This is a genomic window from Enterococcus sp. DIV1304_2 (assembly GCF_050555445.1).
GTDB lineage: Bacteria > Bacillota > Bacilli > Lactobacillales > Enterococcaceae > Enterococcus_B > Enterococcus_B pernyi.
Window position 1 is genome coordinate 1755036 of the sequence record NZ_CP187851.1, and the last position, 16227, is coordinate 1771262.

At 32.7% G+C, this 16227-nt stretch carries 20 protein-coding genes; 3 read left to right on the top strand and 17 right to left on the bottom strand.

What is annotated here, in order from left to right:
- Positions 1 to 52: 52 nt before the first annotated feature.
- From IGJ14_RS08050 to IGJ14_RS08095, 10 genes are all read right to left on the bottom strand, one after another.
- Entirely contained in the window at positions 53 to 1327 is a 1275-nt protein-coding gene (locus IGJ14_RS08050) for a hypothetical protein (protein ID WP_430607444.1), read from the bottom strand.
- Positions 1328 to 1410: 83 nt separating this feature from the next.
- On the bottom strand, positions 1411 to 1779 hold the full coding sequence (locus IGJ14_RS08055; protein ID WP_430607447.1) for a hypothetical protein: 369 nt from the start codon (positions 1777 to 1779) through the stop codon (positions 1411 to 1413).
- Between the two features lie 11 nt (positions 1780 to 1790).
- Positions 1791 to 2339, bottom strand: coding sequence for a hypothetical protein (locus tag IGJ14_RS08060; protein ID WP_430607449.1), 549 nt, complete (start codon positions 2337 to 2339; stop codon positions 1791 to 1793).
- A 21-nt stretch (positions 2340 to 2360) separates the two neighbouring features.
- The gene (locus tag IGJ14_RS08065) at positions 2361 to 2717 is read right to left on the bottom strand and encodes a hypothetical protein (RefSeq protein WP_430607451.1); all 357 of its coding nucleotides are present in this window, start codon (positions 2715 to 2717) and stop codon (positions 2361 to 2363) included.
- A 10-nt stretch (positions 2718 to 2727) separates the two neighbouring features.
- The gene (locus tag IGJ14_RS08070; protein WP_430607453.1) at positions 2728 to 3345 is read right to left on the bottom strand and encodes a hypothetical protein; all 618 of its coding nucleotides are present in this window, start codon (positions 3343 to 3345) and stop codon (positions 2728 to 2730) included.
- An 11-nt stretch (positions 3346 to 3356) separates the two neighbouring features.
- The gene (locus IGJ14_RS08075; RefSeq protein ID WP_430607456.1) at positions 3357 to 4640 is read right to left on the bottom strand and encodes a replication initiation factor domain-containing protein; all 1284 of its coding nucleotides are present in this window, start codon (positions 4638 to 4640) and stop codon (positions 3357 to 3359) included.
- Positions 4641 to 4939: 299 nt separating this feature from the next.
- Positions 4940 to 5335, bottom strand: a complete 396-nt coding sequence (locus IGJ14_RS08080) for a hypothetical protein (protein ID WP_430607457.1) — start codon at positions 5333 to 5335, stop codon at positions 4940 to 4942.
- Between the two features lie 13 nt (positions 5336 to 5348).
- Positions 5349 to 6773, bottom strand: coding sequence for an FtsK/SpoIIIE domain-containing protein (locus IGJ14_RS08085; RefSeq protein WP_430608477.1), 1425 nt, complete (start codon positions 6771 to 6773; stop codon positions 5349 to 5351).
- A gap of 228 nt (positions 6774 to 7001) precedes the next feature.
- Positions 7002 to 7370: a HepT-like ribonuclease domain-containing protein gene (locus tag IGJ14_RS08090; RefSeq protein WP_430607460.1), complete on the bottom strand. Its 369-nt coding sequence runs from the start codon at positions 7368 to 7370 to the stop codon at positions 7002 to 7004.
- Positions 7360 to 7686, bottom strand: coding sequence for a nucleotidyltransferase family protein (locus tag IGJ14_RS08095; protein ID WP_178946428.1), 327 nt, complete (start codon positions 7684 to 7686; stop codon positions 7360 to 7362). Before IGJ14_RS08095 ends, IGJ14_RS08090 begins: the two co-directional genes overlap by 11 nt.
- Positions 7687 to 8135: 449 nt before the next feature.
- Here IGJ14_RS08095 and IGJ14_RS08100 point away from each other — a divergent pair, with 449 nt between their 5' ends.
- Positions 8136 to 8972, top strand: a complete 837-nt coding sequence (locus tag IGJ14_RS08100; protein WP_430607463.1) for a hypothetical protein — start codon at positions 8136 to 8138, stop codon at positions 8970 to 8972.
- 34 nt (positions 8973 to 9006) lie between these two features.
- Here the strand turns inward: IGJ14_RS08100 and IGJ14_RS08105 are convergent, their stop codons facing one another.
- The 5 genes from IGJ14_RS08105 to IGJ14_RS08125 all read right to left on the bottom strand — a co-directional run bounded on the left by IGJ14_RS08105 (position 9007) and on the right by IGJ14_RS08125 (position 11540).
- Positions 9007 to 9402 carry a DUF961 family protein gene (locus tag IGJ14_RS08105; RefSeq protein ID WP_195514359.1) on the bottom strand — a complete coding sequence of 132 codons (396 nt, stop codon included), beginning with the start codon at positions 9400 to 9402 and terminating at the stop codon, positions 9007 to 9009.
- A 5-nt stretch (positions 9403 to 9407) separates the two neighbouring features.
- Positions 9408 to 9731 carry a hypothetical protein gene (locus IGJ14_RS08110; protein WP_195514360.1) on the bottom strand — a complete coding sequence of 108 codons (324 nt, stop codon included), beginning with the start codon at positions 9729 to 9731 and terminating at the stop codon, positions 9408 to 9410.
- A gap of 42 nt (positions 9732 to 9773) precedes the next feature.
- Positions 9774 to 10094, bottom strand: coding sequence for a hypothetical protein (locus IGJ14_RS08115; protein WP_430607466.1), 321 nt, complete (start codon positions 10092 to 10094; stop codon positions 9774 to 9776).
- A gap of 68 nt (positions 10095 to 10162) precedes the next feature.
- The gene (locus IGJ14_RS08120; protein ID WP_430607467.1) at positions 10163 to 11089 is read right to left on the bottom strand and encodes a hypothetical protein; all 927 of its coding nucleotides are present in this window, start codon (positions 11087 to 11089) and stop codon (positions 10163 to 10165) included.
- Positions 11090 to 11228: 139 nt separating this feature from the next.
- Positions 11229 to 11540, bottom strand: coding sequence for a hypothetical protein (locus IGJ14_RS08125; protein WP_229078118.1), 312 nt, complete (start codon positions 11538 to 11540; stop codon positions 11229 to 11231).
- A gap of 875 nt (positions 11541 to 12415) precedes the next feature.
- Here IGJ14_RS08125 and IGJ14_RS08130 point away from each other — a divergent pair.
- Both IGJ14_RS08130 and IGJ14_RS08135 read left to right on the top strand, forming a co-directional pair.
- Complete coding sequence (locus IGJ14_RS08130) at positions 12416 to 12787, top strand: helix-turn-helix domain-containing protein (protein ID WP_430607469.1); 372 nt, start codon at positions 12416 to 12418, stop codon at positions 12785 to 12787.
- Positions 12788 to 12805: 18 nt separating this feature from the next.
- Positions 12806 to 13420 carry an ImmA/IrrE family metallo-endopeptidase gene (locus tag IGJ14_RS08135; RefSeq protein WP_430607471.1) on the top strand — a complete coding sequence of 205 codons (615 nt, stop codon included), beginning with the start codon at positions 12806 to 12808 and terminating at the stop codon, positions 13418 to 13420.
- An 18-nt stretch (positions 13421 to 13438) separates the two neighbouring features.
- Here IGJ14_RS08135 and IGJ14_RS08140 read toward each other — a convergent pair whose 3' ends face one another.
- Together IGJ14_RS08140 and IGJ14_RS08145 are read right to left on the bottom strand one after the other, a co-directional pair.
- Positions 13439 to 14077 (bottom strand): hypothetical protein, encoded by a 639-nt coding sequence (locus IGJ14_RS08140; protein WP_430607473.1) that lies wholly within the window; start codon positions 14075 to 14077, stop codon positions 13439 to 13441.
- Between the two features lie 90 nt (positions 14078 to 14167).
- Positions 14168 to 15985, bottom strand: a complete 1818-nt coding sequence (locus IGJ14_RS08145; RefSeq protein WP_430607475.1) for an AAA family ATPase — start codon at positions 15983 to 15985, stop codon at positions 14168 to 14170.
- Positions 15986 to 16227: the final 242 nt, after the last annotated feature.

A 16227-nucleotide genomic window follows, 5' to 3' on the forward strand; every position in this document is an offset into this window, starting at 1 on the left:
AAAAACCAAGAGAAATCACTCTCTTGGTTCGCTTAATTTACATGTATAATAATCAATAGAACTCTAAATAATATTTCTCAGTACCATCCGACCAAAACTCTGTAATAATACGATATCCGTTTATATCTATTGCTGCTCTTCCTGCGCTATTTGCTGCTTCATACGTCGCATAGAACGTTCCACTTCCAGTGTAGGGATTCAATGCATACGGTGCTTGTGGCGGTTCAGGTACCGTGCTGTTTCCTGTATTCCCACCACTAGTATTTCCAGACCCGTTTCCTGGTGTACCACTTCCCGCAGCGTTGTTGCCTCCTGTAGAGTTTGAGTTACTTGAACCACCACTCCCTGAATTAGCAGGGGGCGCCACTGGGACAACTGGTTGAATAGTTGGTGCTTCTACTACTGGAACTTCTTCAATTGGAGCTGGTACAGGTTCAGTTGATTGAGTTTGGTTTTCAGCTGTTTCAGTTAGAGCAACTTCTTGTTCTTTTACGTTTTCTTGTTGACGTTGGGCTTCCTCTGCAGCTGCCTTCTCCTGTTCTGCTAAAGCTTCACGTTCCTTCACGTTCTCTTCAATCACTTTTAAAGAATTATTAAAAGACTCTTTCGCTTTCTCGTTTTTAATCAACTCGACTTCTTTTTTTAAAGCCTCGTATTTTTCACGATCCGCTAGATCAGTTGCTTTGCCATCTTTGTATAACTCTTCCATCATTTTATTTGTTTTATTGATTTGATTGACTTGTTCAGTCGCTAGATCAAGTCCTTCATTCAGTATGTCCTCAAAACTTTGTTCTTCTTTTACCTCCTTTTGGTAATAAATATCTCTGACATCCTTCAATTGTTCCTCAGACAAATCATCAATAATTATTACATCTTGGTCACTTTCAGCACCGATTAGATAAGGTTTTTGAAATAGTCCATTGACAGAATATTTCCCATTTAGTTTTCTTTGTGCTGCTTGCAGTTGATTCTTAATTGATGAGACACTGTTAACATTTAACTGATATTTATTCTGATCACTTTTTCTTAAATCTAATAGTAATTGGTCCGTTTCCTTAATTGTCTTTTCATAAGCTTCAAGCTGCTCAACTAATGAATTGATTTTCTCCTGATTCACTTCTTCTTTTAAAAACTGTTTGGAGTCATCTGTATAAATAGCGGATAATTCTACTTGGACCTGTTTCAACTTCTTCTCATTTGACGATAGTTCACTTGCTGCCACTTCTACTTGTTTTTGATAGCTTGTTTCACTCAAAAAATAGAACCCAATACCACATAAGGTAATCAATGCCATACTAACAATACCAATTCGCACTTTTTTATTCATTACTTCCTCCCTTTGTTAACGTTTTCTAAAACTTACCATATTTATATTGTTATTTTCTTTACAATTGTTTTAAATCGATCTTGTTATCTTAAAAAATCGAATTTTTTCATGGCTTTTAACACATCTTTATAGGTGCCATTTGCACAATATACTTTTACATTTTTAGGGGTATCTCCAAAATAGTAGGAAGCTTTATAAAAACTGTACTGTTTTCGGATCACAACATCATGTTTATTTCGGACACAGATTGCTTCTACAAATAAATAGGTGTGCCTAGTCAATCGTCTTTCGTAGCAAATATCTACGATTGGACGAAATGGAAGATCCTTTCGCTTTAGTCGTTTTTGTACAGCTTCATACACTTCGTATTCTCTTTTGATTGGTGTAGCAGTAAAGATATTAAATCCATAATCTCGTTTCAATATGACAGACAGTGATTCCGAAAAAGGCATCAATTCCCTCCTTACTTTTTCCTAAAAGAAGCAATCAATGGATCATTCAAAAATTCTTCCTTCATTTTTTTATAACCAATCTGCTGTGACATCGTATTGATTGAAATACGTTCCTGTTCATAGCCACGCAAATATACGTCATTCGCTTCAAAATATGTTGCAGCACGTTGGCGCTCGTATTTTTCAACAAAAATAAGGTCTTGCGAATCAAACACAAGACCGGTCAATAATTTATCTAGTTTTAATCTTTGGATATGCCCATGCACAAAATTATCTAAAGAAAGTATATTCATTTCAGGTTGAAAATACTGGATTCGGTTGATACCAAAATTCGTTACCATTTCTTGTAAGTAAGCATAATCTGGCTCTCTTCGGTTCCGATCATAAAAGGTATAAAATGAATTTTCTGCTCTTCTTAATTCTGCTTTAAGCAAAATTTTTACTTGTGGATCGTTTAAATTAACGAATGATAATTCATTCAAAACATATCGAATCATTTCATTGTATCTATAGATATATTCACCAAATCTTATCGGTTCTCCTAACTCTTTCAAATACATAATATTCACACAGACTTTCTGTTACAACGGACTTTTTGTATTAAAGTCTTTGAGAATTTTTTTCCGAAATTCAACATATTCTGGTTGAATAATGTTATAGAATACTACATGACACTCGTATTTAACTCTTCCTTCAGAAGCATCTAAAGGTAAGTTATTATATATTTGTTTTTTCTTTTTCTCCCATAGAGAATCCATCTCATTTCTAAAATCATAAAAGTATTCCGATTCAATCAAACTAAAATCGAAATCTTTTTGTGAGATACCATTTTCGGTTAATGCTAGTAGAAACTTAAATTTCGTCTCGAGCATCTTAGTATTCCAATAATTCATAATAACAGATTCAAACTTTAGAGATTTTTCTTCATGCTGATCCATATAAATCCCCCTATACGTCATTGACTAATTCATTATTTTTTATTTCCCACTCAAACCATTCCGAAAAATCTTGCTTAAATCCATCGACTCGATACTGATTTTGTAAATCTGCTGCTTCCCCATCATTGGGATCTAAATAAGTCGGCTTCTCTTTTGGGCGAGCATAAACACCAATCCAGGTCTCATAGTTTCCTTCAAAATACCCATCTACTAAAAAGCCTTTTTTAGCAAGTGATTTCCGTACTTTTTCTTGCATATCTTGGGCGTTATTTGGTAGAAAAAAACGATATTTTGAAGCAAATTCTTGGAATTTGGTGACTTGAACTCCGAATTCTTTTTTCTTTTCAAAGTATTCATTCCACAATGCCCTTTCTTCATTCGTTAAATTCCCTCTATGGATCTCATAAAGGCTATCGATTCGACGATAGGCAGTTTCTCTAAAATGAATTTCTCCTTCACAATCATTCACTTTAGAAGTTAACACTGGAATAGTTAATTTCTTATTTTCATCTAGATCCTCAATTATTTTTTTGATTTTTGTAATGTCGTTGATCGTCTTAATTAATTTTTCAGTTTCTTTTATGATCATTTTGATCAAATGATTTTCTATAAATTCTCTACTGGTCATTGTTCTCCCTCCTACTGCACATATTCGTTTTCTAAATGAAATTCTTTTTTTATATAATCTCTTAGTCCAAGATTACTTTCACTTGTCAGCAGCAAGTCCTTCGCACCGACACAGACTTGTTCAATCAGTTCTTCATGCTTTTCTTTTAATTCTGCAAATTCGATCCGTTCCATCAACTCATTTGTGCCTAAGCGTGAATCAATCAGCTTGATCATTTTTAGGGAAGGCGCTAAATAGTTAGATAACCACCGTAGTGTCTTTTCTATCGAAGGCTTTTCTCCTTGAACAGATAAACGTAAACCTTCTAGTTTATCAATCACGTTGTACCATTCTTTACAATAAACGCGCATTCCTTCTTCGATTTCATATACAACCAGTGAAGCGTTGATAATCTCTTTGACTAACCAATCTAAACTCTCACCAGTCGATAAAAAGTATTCCACAAACAAAAAAGCCTTCTCATCAGAAAGCCGGATTTCATAACGGTTCTTAATTTCATGGGTCTCTCTCGCTTTCTCAATCGATAGACCTTCTTTACGTGCTAATTCATAATCTTTTTGATAAAAGTTAAAGTAAAGTGGTGATTGACGACTTCCAAAATAAAGAGACAAGCCTTTATTCACTTTTTGTCCTTTCTCAAATGAATAGCCGCCACTAAAATCGAAATTTTTGAAGGTTGTGCCAATCAAACCAGCTTCCATCTTTTCTTTTAACTTGTATAAATCAAAATTCGGCTGCCCTTTAACAATCAATTCATCTAGTGCAATGTCAATTCGGGTGATTTTTGTGTCGACAACCAAGCCTTTGCCAAAAATATCATCATCGTATAAAGACCGAAAAAACTCTGTCCAAGTCCGATCATGATCCTCTTCAAAAATTTCTTCCAATTGCCGACAACCTTCACCAGATAAATCAAGCATGATTCCCATATTTATATTTTCTGGATTCCGAAACAGCCGAATCGATCCATACGAAAATGTTTCGGTATAGTGATAAAACCCTCGAGCTTCATGAGTGAACCAATCCATATCCATGTGGAGTAACTTACTAATAACCGTTTGGACATCCATTGTTTTAAAACGCACTCTTAAAAAATCGATTTTTGCTTCCACAGAGGCTTTACCACCATCAATATGAAGAACTTCACTCACTTTTTCAGCCAATTCTTTGGAAATTGCACGTTTGCCATTCTCAATTTTTGAAATCAAACTACGTTCGATCTGCAACTTATCAGCTAATTCTTGCTGTTTCATTCCTAATTCTTTACGGAATCGCTTTAACTCAATACCTCGCAACGATTACCAACTACTTTCAATAAATGTGACAACTTTCGCCCATTTATGTGACAAAAATAAAATCGCTGTACCTCTTGTGCCCCAAGGGATAAACGACACTTTTTATATCGGTATGTTAAATTCTACCCCCATGTTATAAAAGGGGGGTTCATTCGTTGAGGTGGGCATTCGCCCACCTCACGCCTTTTTATTTGATCAGGGATATAACAGTTGCTAGAAGTGTGAGCGGGTGTGGGTTCGCTGCGCTCACCCGCCCACACTTACTACAGCAACTATCCCTGAAATAAATAGGCGTATAGCTACCTTTGTTCCATTGCCTCTATTTTTTGTTTTAAATAGGAATTATCCGCAATAATCTCTTTGCTCAGTTCAAGCAAAGACTTCAAGTCTTGTTTCATCTCGAGTAATTCCTTTTTATTCGCCTGAAACTTCTTCCATTCCTCCGAACCAAAAGCTAGTTTAATCGCTTCATCCAAGGGAACATGTTCTTTTCTCAATAAAATGAGTTGCTTAAAATCAAGCAAATCTCCTCTGGAGAAAACTTTATAACTATACGTATAATTTGCTGTATTTTTTGCGTACCTTCTTTGAAACTTTCTATCTGTCAATTTCTCTATTTTGATTGACCAAGCCTTTAATGTTTTTAGTGCGACTCCTTCACCTAGCTCCTTATATATTTCTTCAAAGGAAAACATTGGTTCCTCCTCTCTACGCAACATACTTGTCGGTTAATTTATTTAATAAAGCATTCTTTGACTTCGCTTCTTCATCCATTTCCGCTAATGCTTCTTTGTCTACATGTTTACCGATCGTCGTAGAAAGTTCTTCTTTGGTTTCGGCTTCAATTGGTTGAAACCCTAACTCATCGTTTATTTTGATAAACTCATAGATAAAGTCAAACGTCATTGGTACTTGTGGAGAATAGAGTTCTTGGGCAATACTTCCGCCTTGTGCTGCATATCCTCGACCATACACTTTTTGCCCAAGAATTTTCTCTACGAACTTAAACTTTTTATTTTTATTCTCATCCCCAAAAATCATCAATATACCTGCTTCAGATAATCTTCCAACAGACATGCGAAACATAAATTGATCACGTAAAGCTGTTTTGATAAACTCGCCATCTGGTCGCTGCATTGCAACAATAAAAAATATGCCACACTGTCGAGCTTTTAAAATCAGTTGAGTCAGATATTCGTCCACTTCACCGTCCGACTTGTAGTCCGTTCCGATTTCCGCTCGAAAAGCAGCAAATTCATCGATAATGACAAATTTTGGTTTTAAACCATAGTACGCATAATTCTTTCCCATCTTAAACTCTTCACTATGATTCATCATTTCAAAGCGAGCTTCCATTAATTCAACAGTATTTCTTAAGCAATTGATGATATCGGTTTTACCTGTATGGACTTTTCCTGCAAACATTGGAATACGGTTTAGAGCCATCAGATCACTATTCTTAGGATCACAAATCTCAATATCCGCAACTCGACAAAGTGCATAAATCAAAGCTAAAAGCGTAAATGTTTTCCCGCCTCCGGTACCTCCACCAAGTAATAAATGTGGATCTTTATCAAAATGCCAATACAAGTTTTTCATCAATTGGACTTTTCCTTTATCCGCTTGCATTTCTGTGATCGAAATACGTTGCGAATAGACATCTGTCACTAACTGGTAAGTAACAAATCCTTTTTCATCGATCTTCGCAATATTATCCGCATGAAAAGTTGTTTCTAAAAAACCGCCAATTGTTTCAAATTTATCCTGGAATTTATTTCCTGCAGTCTCAAAGGAGACAAAAATACTTCCTTTCTTTGCTTTGTAATAAACCTTCGGAAACTTGATCTTCTCTTTTGTTTTCCCATTAGACGTCTTCACTTGTTTTTTCGTGTAATATCCATTATCAAGAATCATTCGAGCAAGAAGTTGTTGTTGCTCGACACGTGAAAAGTATCCTGAACGAACAATTGATAAGCGGATGAAAATGAAATTAACGGTTATACCTGCTAAAGATATACCTAAGATGATCACTACAGGTAACACGTATACTTGCCAGTTGTTCGCCTTTTGTTCAATCAAAGGGTAAATCCATCGATAACCGATGAAGTAGCTTAAAACACCTAAATAAGGCATAAAAAATAGCACTTGATACAGTGCCAACAGATTTCTTTTGAAGTAGCGAATTCTTTTCCCACGATAATGAATTATTTGTTTTAGCAATCACTCACCTTATTTCTATTTTTCTATTCTCATTTAAGGTTCAATTAAGTTTGATCGATTATTCTTACAACATACCAAACAAACTCCTAAACACTTTTTTTCATTTCTCCTTTCTCTTGCAGCCCTTTGTGGCTGCTTTTTTTATGTCATTCTTTCCAATTGTTTTATTTTTGACCGGCAAAATGTCGCATAGACAGGTATAAATACCGTCGCAAATTCCCATACTGTCCGTTCATTTACATTGCTATAAGCATGTGCAAATAAATTGCGAATGTATTTAAGCCTCCGCCAGTCTACCTCCTTACTCGTTTCTTCTTTAAATGTATCGGATAACTTATTAGACATTTCCCCCACTTGCATCAAAGACATACTAACAGCATGAAAAAACACTCGATCGTTGATAAAAACTTCGTAGTTTCTATCAAAACGATTGAGTGTTTGATCGATGTCATCACAATAAGTCAATGACCCATATAAAATACGCAAATCTGCTCTCATTTTATTTTTCAAATATTTTTAATCGCTCCTCCATTACTTGTTTTGTAAAATTCTTTTGAATTGTTGTTGGATTTGTATTTGCTAGTGCTTCAATCTCTACTAGATCGATCTCATGATCCACCGCTTTTTTTAACTCTTCAAAGAAGTCACTATAGACTAACCAACGGTATTCTTCTGGCATGCCTTCCGTACCCACTAAGAAATCAATATCACTTTCATTGGTCGCTTCATTTCTTGCGTACGATCCAAAAATATAAACGACTGGCACTTCATATTTTTCAGCAACAGGCTTTACACGCTGCTCAATCTCTTTTACCGTTAATACCATCATATAGCACTCCTTTCACATTCTATCTTTGGTTTCATTATATGGTATTGTATCTATTCAGGCAATTTTATATAGGGAACTTAACAAAAGACCTATTTTCTCTAAATTTACCATTTCTCTTATGAAAAACTATAATCCGATCATGATATCATTACTTAGCTAACCACATGGAATTATCTTATATTTTTCTGAATAGAATCTATGATTTTCGTTTTTATATTAATAAATTGTAAATCCACTGACAATAGACCATCACTATATAAACATAGATTGGTAGAGCAAGTAAAAAAAGAAGATGTGCAATAACGTATAATGCATCTAATATAAAAATTTTCTTCTTGTCATTTTTTTTATTTTCAACTTCCAATTTATTTTCCACACCTTAGCTAAACCTTTCAATTATTTTTGTTATAATAATATTAATTATAAAAATATTGAGGTGAATATAAGTGGCTAATCATGATCCAAGACCTACTCTAAAAAAGATTCTAGAATACATAGAAAACAGCCGAATACAAGAGTCATTAGATTCAATTTCTTCAAAACTAAGTCTAGTGGCAAAAAATTCTCAATCGGAACAACAAACAAAGCTTAAAAGAATTTCTTCCTATCTTGTAAAACTTTTAGCACCTGGAACCATTATTTCACTTGCCTTCTTTTTAATTAATAGTAATAATGCTCGAGACAATGCCCCTTTAAATTATTCGTTAGACCTAATTAGTGATGTGCCGAAATATCTTCCACATCCCGATGAGGATAGTGATGTATTTTTCACTCTTAGTCCTTATGCTAATTTCAAACTTCAAAGAAATGATGGAGGTCTTTTAAAAGATTTATTTCTTATCACCTTCAGCAGTGACCAGCAGATAAAAGTTCATGCTCCAATTATAGAAAACTCAAAGAATTCAATGAAACCACATCCTGACATGCACATCGATATGGACTCTGGTGCTTCTGTTGTTTGGTATACAAAGGATAATTCATTAGCTATATTTTTTTCTGATAGTTTCTTAGACATGGATCATGATAAAGCTTCTTCCTCGTTTTTAGTTACAAAAGGACAAAATCAAACATACTCAATCATTACATTACTTTTTAAACTAGGTACAAAGAATGAAAATTATCAAGATCATTCATTAACTTTCACTGATATTGAAATTTTTGATAAACTCGTTTGGGAACGACAAACGACTGAAGAAAATATGCCTTCTTTTCTAGATGAATACGATACAACGATAGAAAACTATCAAAAAGTTATAGAATGGCTAAAATCTGTTACTCTATGACTTTTGATGCAAGAAGGAAAGCTAGGCCCCAATATTAGCTTTCCTTCTTTTCTTTGATTGGAGCCACTGTTCGAGTAATACCAAACTTCTTAATACCGGCAGCTCGAATTTTAAAAGCTTGTTCCGACTGGATCGTATTGTTATAGCCCTCATACGTACTTAACCAAGCTAACGCAGTCACTTCACCAGTCAGTTCGATTCTGTCATCATATTCAATGCCTTCTACTTTATAATCTGGTGTAATCGCAATTTCGATTTGATCATTTAACTTTTCGGAATAAACAGTCACACGTTGCTCACGTACTGTATCAGTTACCCGATTTTCTTCATCTCTTTCAAAAATTTGATCTACTTCAAGAAAATTCATTGTTCCAAAAGTTGCTTGAATGTCAAAATTCTGAATCGTATTATTTTCAAATGTTAAACCCATTTTTCTTATCCCTCCTGCACTACTTCTAAACGTTTCGCATAAACAACTAGATCCAGCGAACGACTGTTACCAATATTATTTCGTTTTGCGTTTACACGTACAACAGGTTCAATCAGACGAATTTCTTTTCTCCCCACAAATGATTGCGAGTTTCTTAAATTGGGTACATAGATCTCAAAATCACGTTGCTCAGCGCTTGAAGCTGTAAAAATACGTCCTCTCAACTGATTTCCGTTCACGTACATATCACGTTCCATGTTAAATACTGCTTTGATTTTCTTACCTAACTGTTTTTCAGTTAAGGCAATTTCTTGAATACGATTTGCCAAATAATTGACCTTCTTTCTTGTGTAATATTTTTTTCGTATGAATTAATTCCAAATATCTCCATCGTTTAAACATTTAGTTATAAAATCATTAATTGGCTTTCGATAGGATTTTTCGTCTTTATTGAAATATTGACGAACATCTTGGCATGTCAAAGTCTCATACAAAAACTTATCCTTCAATTTATTAAAACGATGTTCAATTATTCTTTCTACTTCCAATTTTGCAAGGTGGATCTCATCTGCTTTCTTTTCTTTATCGATTTTACTTTTATAGATAGCACTATCAATTCGTCCAAAAAAATCTTGTTCTAATTGAATCCAGAATTCTTCTAATTCATTTTTGTCAGATACAGTTTTAAACATTATTTTGCTCCTTCCTATTACAAAATAAAAGATACAACCAGAATGTCTAGTTGTATCTTAATGTAGTCCTATATACTTTTTGTTTGTATCGCAATTACCAGACTTGTTAGTGTTGCAAATTTCTGTCCATTTCTAGTTTGAAAAGACATAAACTCTGGTTCAAATATCCAAAGGGCTAAATCTTCTAAATCGATTTCTTGTGATTGGCACATAGTAGTGATGAAGATCTCTTTATTTTCTTTTTGAATATATTCATTAATAATTTTCAAATAATTCAATAGTTCATCAGGCATTAGTCTCGTTCTTGAGTTATTAAAAAAAGCCTCAGGTAGTATAAATTTTAAACTTATATTTTCAAAATTTGCTTTTATTTCCACATATAGATTACTCTCACTAAATATGATTTGATCTAAAACTGCCGAAGTTTTCAAATTTTTATTTGAATTCTTCATAGATATTTGATGGGGCATCCGAGAATAAAACCGAGTCTCAAGAATTTTTCTATCTCCATTTTTAGTATCTTTTTCTATTATTTCAGCATTAGGATCATACACCACTTTGGTACCTACATTTATTTCAGTTTCTTCTCCAGGTTCTCTTACCTTTCTTGGCTTATTTTTAGGTTTAATTTCTTCTCTAATTGGTATTTGAGGATTTAAATAATTATCAAGTGTTCTCATAGCATCTTGCTTTCGTCTATTTATTCCGTCATCAGTCATTCTTCCATTTTCAGTTACATATTCAGTTATGCTTTTAACTGGTACTTGATCCAACTCCAAATATCCACAAGTTTCACTATGATCATATCCTCTATGCCTTCTAAAGTAGTCAGTCCCGTTACTCAATCTTATAATACTTAGCTTTGCATCACACTCTTCTCCAGGACAGTAAAGGTTCATTTTAATTTTCAAATAATCGGGGTGACGAAGAAGCTCATCTACATGCATCTGAATTTCTGTTTCTTCATCTTTGTACACGGCATAACTGAATTTCATAGTAATCACCTTCGAGTTTTTAATTTCAGAAGAACATTACTTGAACCTAATTAGCGAAAGAATGATATTGATTATAACGTTCATCCTGATAACTACATAATATAACAAACATAGTTAAACTACAACGTTATTTATAATATTATTCATTAATATATTTTTCGATAGCTTCTTTTATAGTAGATACTGGAAATGAGTTGATATCTTGTTCATCACTTTCTCCAACATAATATGGTATAAATCTATCTTTTCCAGCAACTAAGATATCGAAGGATTTATTGCTATCAGGATTGTAGAAGCAAAAAATATTATCTGTGGGCTGTTCATCTAATTTCCAACCCTTTAAATCGATACCTTCATCCAGCATTATTTTAATAACAGAATTCAACACATTTAATCTAAACTCATCTTTCTTGATTTGATTCTGCTTGATTTCTGATAATAAGATTCTCATTCACTACTCCTTTATAGAATAAATTTAAATAGCACAGCTAGAATAATCTAGCTATGCTTAAAGTAATTATCAAAGATTGCTGCTATGTGTCACTTATATGCAACAACCTTTTTCAAGATAATAGATTCTTTGTTCATCGTAGTAGAATGTGCAGGGTACTGCTGACAATAGTTTAAAAGTTCGCTTACGCTATGAAATAAACTATCATCCATTCGTTTCATAGAATCATCCTTCAACGGCTCACGATTTCTCGTGTCACGGCACGTTAGATAGACCTACGACATACGGTGTACAACACTCCTCCTTTTGCTAAGCCTCTACATATCTTTTCATTCGATATGCTTCAGCAATCACTCCCAACCGGTCTCACGACATTGTTATCAGAAGTCATCTGACCGTTCAAAAATAGACACCCTTCATTTATCAAGCGGAAATCACTCCATGTTTTCAATGCCCTACCACAACATGTAGTCAAAACGGAAAACCTAGACCTTGATAAAAGCTAGAAACCTTCTAATTCAATTGATCATTAACATGGCTCTACTTAAAGATTCCATTGCCACCTTGTGCGCCATTCAACGGTTGGTACACACCACCTCAACAAGACTTATAACCGTTAAGGAAAATATCTTTCTTGTATTATTCCTTCAAATCGCTTAAAATAAATTTGTCTAGGATTTATCTTAAGTGTTTGCGGAACAGAAATTTATTTTCTTCTCGTGAACGCTTTTTTGTTTATAGAATTAAAGAACCTTAAGTTCTATATCAGAACTATAACATCTCTATATAGAACCGTCAAGAGTAAAATAGAACTTTTTTATTTATTCAAAAGTTCATATGATAAACTATATTAAAATAGATCTGGGAGTTCTGAAATGGAAACATACGAGAAAATAAAGAAGTTAAGAGAAAATAGAGGATTTACTCAAAAAGAAGTATCTGATGCTTTAAACATTAATATAAGTGTTTACAAAAAAATAGAACTAGGATCTCGCCCTATACGTGAAAACGAACTTGCTATGGTAGCAGATTTCTTTAACGTTTCTGCTGACTACCTACTAAATCGAACTTCTGATCCTAGTGCGCCTACTGATAGTGACGAAAGTGTTGGTAATAACATTCTTTCTCACTTCAAGCTCAATACTGCTGACATGGAAGTTGAGGATATTCAAGAACTTGAAGAAGAAATAAATGAATACATGGAGTTTTTAATTCAACGAGCTAAAGCCAAGAAAAATAAGAAATGATTTTGGAGAGCCTTTGTTTTGGACTGTATTTGCGATGGTCTTTATTTCGAAGTATCAGATCTTGCTAATGACATTGCAAACAAAGCAGCAAAACATCTATCAAAGAAAGTCGAATACATTAGATGCTCCGACATCGAGCAATATATGACTGAGGTTGAAAATATTGAATTCATTGACTATAAATTCAAAAGTAATTTAAATAAATTATTGCTCGGATCAATTAGCAAAGTTCAAGACGAATTTATTATCACGACAAATCAAAATTTATCAGATGAATATAAGAACTTCACAAAAATGCATGAGATTATTCACTATTATAGGGATTATTCCTATCTTAATGAATCTCATGCATTTTCTGATTTTATTTCTCAAAAAGACTACTTGCCAGAAGATTTTGATAAAGAAGTTGCAGCTGATATTGGAGCAGGGATTTTAATGGTAAATGACCAAGCATTAAAAAACGCTTTGTTGAATTTTAAAAACTTTAACGCAGTTGCCAAGCATTTTTCTATAAGTAGGAAGGTTTTAAAAATAAGAATTTTTCAATACTTAGAATTTGCAGAAAATCATACATATAAATCTTCTTACCAGCTTTTAAGAAATTATTATTATAATAGTTGTACTTTAATATAAATTTATAACACTAGAAAATTAACTTGTTTCTTTTATTAGTAATTTTTTCTGTTGAGAAGACAAAATCGTATTAATAAAAATTAAATCCTTTGAATTTTGCAGTTCATAATATTGTTCTTTAAATTTTTTTTTGCGCAAGTTTATTATGACCAAATTTTTGAATGCTGTTTTTTCATTTTCATTTAATTCATTATATAGTATTCGTAAATATTTTGCTTGGTTGATTGATATTGCTTCTGCATCTTTAATTTTATTTGTAATACCTTGCTGAAAATCATTTTTATAAAATTTTTCATCCAATGCTTTAAATAAAATTTTCTCCCAGTATTTCTTTTTATCTTTTTTTAGCCTTTCTTTAGAAACAACTTTCCCTTGGATATCCAACAAAGTATTTTTAGTAGCTTTCATTTCATCTATAAATTTCTCTATACAAGAACTTCCTACTATAATTTCATTGAAATTGAATTTATTTCGAATTGTATATTCATATCTCAAATTTTCTTGTTCACATAATTGACACGTAGATTCTACAGTTTCTGTATCTTCTAAACCACAATAAACCCACTCAGACTTAGCCTTAATGAAACTGTTTTTTTCCTCACTTAGAGATAATAGATTTTTACTTGCTCTACCTAGCCATGTCGAATTATTTGACATAATTTTTCTCTCCCTAAATTTATTTTTTAAAATTTATTTACCTAATCCTGTTATAGTTTTTTTTTGGAATTAATAGACTATTAAACAAAATCAAGCAAATAATTGTAATAAATTTTGTATTATTTCGGTTAACTCATAACGTACATTTCCATTTTCATCATTAAAAGTTTCCCTTTCACGAAGTTGTTCAAATGTCATTTTATGCCAATATGTTGAAATAATTTTGTTTTTGCTTACTTTACTATCATAATCATTAACTGCTTTCTTCACATCATTATAATCCTCTATTAGTACTGCATCATCAAATATTGCAGGATGAAAATAGTTTTCAATTTCTCTTTTTTTAGTTGTAAAGGCAGTAATATTTTGATCATTTAATTCTATAATTCTTTCTACATTTTTAGTTCCTTCATTTTCTTTTTTTCTATCTGAATCAAGAAATACTGCCCATGGCAAATTTAATTTTTCTATCAATTTAAGTGTTACCCACTCTTTTAAATTATTGCATCCACCAGTTGGCAATAGAACCACTCCCACTTCATCGAAAGTCTTATCTATAATTCTGTTTTTTCTTAATATCTCTGTCAAATGATTAAAAAAGTATATATCTTCTTTTCCTTCAACTAACAAAATACCTTTTGAATTACTAGGTACATATTCTGATAGAACTCCTAAACTATTAGCAATTTCTTCATAGATATCTTCATTATCTTGCTTAATTATATTTTTATTCAGTTCATTTTTTGTTATCAGCCTTAAGCTTTCTAATGGAAGTAATTCACCTAATGCAGGTGTATGGGTGGTCAATAGCACCTGACAATTTTCTTTATTTGATAATTCAAAAAATGACTTAAATAAAACTTTTTGATGTGTTGGATGTTGAGATGTCTCAGGTTCCTCAAATGCATAAATAATATTACTCTTCCTCTCACTTTCAGATAATTGTCTTTCAGCTTCAGCTCTAAAAAAATTTAGTAATATCAACCTCCTAACACCACTTCCACGTTTGTTTATAGATATTCCTTTGTCCGATTTTATAGATAGTTTGAAAAGAGAATCAAATCTTGGCTCAGATTTAAATTCTGGAATAAGTGAATCAGCTAAATGAGGATCCATTTCTTTTAATTTTTCTAGAGTTCTTTCCGCTGACTCAATAGCACTTTTTTGAACCGATTCCTTGATTTTAACAATTTCATCTTCCAGCCCCATCAGAGCTTTTGAAATAGCAACATTCATTGGATCAGCAATTTCATTATCGCTATCACTACTTTTACGATCAGATTGAAATAATGCATAAGAAGGCAAGTAAGTTTCTAACACTGTATATATTTTCTTAGATTCAGGGTCGTTAACAACAATCCCTCTCTCCATAAGTTTCAAGTCTTCACAGTTTTTCCAGATTGCTTTTCTTATTGAAGCATTATTTCGAGCATCATATTCACTTTCATTTATTTTCAATTTTGTTGCTCTATCCCGTAATTCAGTTTTTTTAAGTTGTAATACATCATCATATTCTTTATTAACGGGATGATCACATATAATTGACACTTCTGGCTTAGGTTTCTGAGAGGTACACCTATAACTTTTTTTTATATGTAACAAATTATTTCTATTTAATAAATACTCATTTTTCAAGGTAGTTGTTGAACCTGAATCGATTGTTAAATTTAAAGGATAATCTGTAAACAAACATGAGATTTCAATTGTTTCGCTTGAGTCACAATCTACAGACAAATCTTCTCTTTCACAAACCACTCGCTTATTATTAAAAAAAATTTCTAGGGCTTCAAGCAAGGTTGACTTTCCTGCATCGTTTTTCCCAATTAGTGCCGTTAGTTCTCCCACTGAAAGCTTTGTCTCCTCCTTATATCCTCTAAAGTTTTTCACTATCAATTCTACTAATTTCATCTTACCCCTCCATTGTGTTTTTTTTCACATAAACAAACAGTGCTAGTTTACTTTTTAACTATAACATTTGATAGATTAATTAAATTAAATATGTCATTAACTATCGATTTGAGATCATTATCGTGCCTTAAATCATAGAATATTTATGTTTTCCAGAAAAATTACTTTTGAAATCAATAATGCCTATGGAATATCAATATTCAACATCTCGTATTATATAAAATATGAAATCTAAGAATACT